The sequence below is a fragment of the Nonomuraea sp. NPDC001684 genome, assembly GCF_053596515.1.
The window spans coordinates 1-2,391 of the sequence record NZ_JBSFGJ010000780.1 but is presented as its reverse complement, the minus strand read 5'-3'; the positions used below and the strand labels follow the sequence as shown (position 1 = coordinate 2,391).

Sequence of the window (2,391 nt, the reverse complement as noted above, 5' to 3'; positions counted from 1 at the left end):
CGGGCGGGGCGGCGGCGGGCGGGCCCGTGCTGCACGACCAGGCGGCGGGCCGGACGGTGCGGAACGACGCGCGGGGCCTGGCGCTCGACGGCCGGGGCCTGCTCGACGTCCTCGGCGACGCCGCCGTACCGGGTCACGTCCCGGCCGTTCAGGGTGACCGTGCCGTCAGCCTCGTACACGTAGGCCGGGGCGGGCCCGTTGATCGCGTCCCACACGCTGGCGGCCGGGCGGGCGGCCCGCTCGCGCTGGCGTCGCCGCTCCTCCTCCTCGGCCGCCTCCAGCCGGGCGAGCGTCGCCTTCCAGCGCGCGTCCAGGTCGGCCTGCTCCCGCGCCGTGCGGGCCTCCCACGCGGCGTGGCGGCGCGTCGCCTCCTCGCCCTGGTGCAGCGGGCGCAGGTCCTCCTTCGGCTCCTCGGTGGCCGGGGCCGGCCGGACGGTCTCCCACGCGGTCAGGGCGTTACGCCCGTCCGCCGTGGCGGCGACCGTCGCGCCGTCCAAGACCAGGAAGCCCGCCCGGATGAGGGCGCGGACCCGGTCGCGGGCGACCGCGCGCCCCCGCCCGCCCTTCCGGCCGGTCCGGTAGAAGCCCTTCGCGTCGGCGTGCAGGTCGCCGGCGACCGCCCAAGCGACGGCGTCGGCGTGCGCGGTGGTCCAGCCGAGCCGGGCGGCCTGGTCCTCGCGGCGGAGCTGGACGCGGATGTCCTCTAGCGTCGGCACGGTGGTCGTGGTGGTCGTCATGGTGTTCTCCAAGGGGTTGGGGGGGCGGCGCGGTGCGCGCCGCCCCGGGTGGGGCTACATGCAGCCGGGGCAGTGGGGGCAGTCGTCCGGCTCGTCGCCCTCGGGGGACAGGTAGACGTGCCCGTACACGGTCGGGCAGGTGAACGCGACGGGGTCCGCGCCGCAGCACGCGGTGTAGACGCTGCCATCCGTGCCGTCCAGGACAGTGACGTCCGTGCTGCCGCACGTGGGGCACGCGGGGTCCTCGTGGACCTTGAAGGCGGGCATGGCGGGCGCGGCGGGGGCGGGCAGGGTGATCGTCACCTGAGAGTCCTTCCGGGCGTTCTGGGCGTTCCTGGGGGCTTTGGGCGGGGGTTCCGGGCGGGCGGTCGCAGTTCGCCCGCCCGGAACCGGGACGGCTACCGGTCGCCGCAGTGCTCGCAAACGGCGATGGTCTCCTCGCTGTAGCCGTAGGTGTGCGTGTTGTCGGTGACGCGCTTCTGGCAGACCTCGCACACGAACACGTCGCGGGAGGCGAGCGCGTCGTCGATCAGGTCGAGCAGGTCAGCGCCGGTCGCGTCGGCGGCGTCGAGCCAACCCCGGTCGTCCAGCAGGGCCTTCGCGTCGGCGACCGCTTCGGGGGAGAGGGCGGCGGCGACGCTGGCGCGCTGTGCGGGGACCATGACGGCGATCTCCGCGCCGGGGGTGGCGGTGGGGACGATGGCGAAGGTCATCGTGGTCATGCGTTCCTCCTGGGGAGAGTCGGTGCGGGGGTCGCAGCTCCCCGCCTCACATGAAAAAGTGTAGGGCATATTTATGAGCATGTCTACTCCGTGATCACGTTGACCAGAAGATAAAGATGCCCTACAGTTTGACGTGTGAGACCGGGGGTGCTGCGAACGCCCCCACAACCCCAGGAAGGGACCATCCATGGTCTTCAACAGGGCAAACGCCCTCGCGGGCATCGCCGCAGCCATCGCGGTCATGCTCGCCCCCGCCCCCGCCTACGCGGCCAACGGCGGCAGCATCACCAGCCCCACCACCGGCACCAGCGTCAAGGCCGGCGAACTGGTCACCGTCACCGCCGACGTCGAGAACGTGTGCGACGCCAAGCTCACCGCCACCACCCCCGGCGGCACAGACCTGGTCATCGCCACCGCCCCGTACGACCCGCTGTGCGCCCGCATCACCTTCACCGGCAAGTTCATCCCCGACACGGCGGGCACCTTCAAGGTCACGCTCAAGGCGGGCAAGGGCGCGGAAATCGACACGGTCACCCTGACCGCCACCGCCCCCGCGACCCCCACCCCCACCGGCACAACGACCGCGACCGAACCTCCGGCCGCCCAGCCCACCCCGACCGTCACCCACACGGTCACCGCTGAACCGTCGCCGAGCCCGAGCGTCGTGGCCACCACCAGGCTGCCCCGCAAGGCCACGCCGACCGCCACCCCCAAGGCGACCTCCAAGAGCACCGCCCGGCCTACCACGACCGCGACCGTGACGGCCACCCCGGCGCTGGTCTACGTCACCCCGCCCGCCCCGCCCGCCCAGCCGCAAGCGGTCGTCCCGCCCGTGCAGGCCCCCGCACCCCAGCCGGTCATGCCGGAAGCGCCCACCGCACCCCAGGTGGCCGCCCCCGCCACGAGCGAGACGCCCTCGGCGGGCGGCGCGC

The 2,391-nt window shown here is 74.2% G+C and carries 3 protein-coding genes and 1 pseudogene; 1 reads left to right on the top strand and 3 read right to left on the bottom strand.

All coding sequences use genetic code 11. From position 1 onward, the window contains the following. The 3 genes from ACWCSD_RS51605 to ACWCSD_RS51595 all read right to left on the bottom strand — a co-directional run. The coding region (locus ACWCSD_RS51605) for a hypothetical protein (RefSeq protein WP_449927067.1) at positions 1-737 on the bottom strand (737 nt) is incomplete at its 3' end. Between the two features lie 54 nt (positions 738-791). Continuing rightward, positions 792-1,040, bottom strand: coding sequence for a hypothetical protein (locus tag ACWCSD_RS51600; RefSeq protein WP_449927064.1), 249 nt, complete (start codon positions 1,038-1,040; stop codon positions 792-794). A 95-nt stretch (positions 1,041-1,135) separates the two neighbouring features. After that, on the bottom strand, positions 1,136-1,459 hold the full coding sequence (locus ACWCSD_RS51595) for a hypothetical protein (RefSeq protein WP_449927060.1): 324 nt from the start codon (positions 1,457-1,459) through the stop codon (positions 1,136-1,138). 187 nt (positions 1,460-1,646) lie between these two features. Between ACWCSD_RS51595 and ACWCSD_RS51590 the strand changes: the two are divergent. Then, positions 1,647-2,391 (top strand): annotated as a pseudogene (locus ACWCSD_RS51590) (hypothetical protein); the annotation flags it as partial.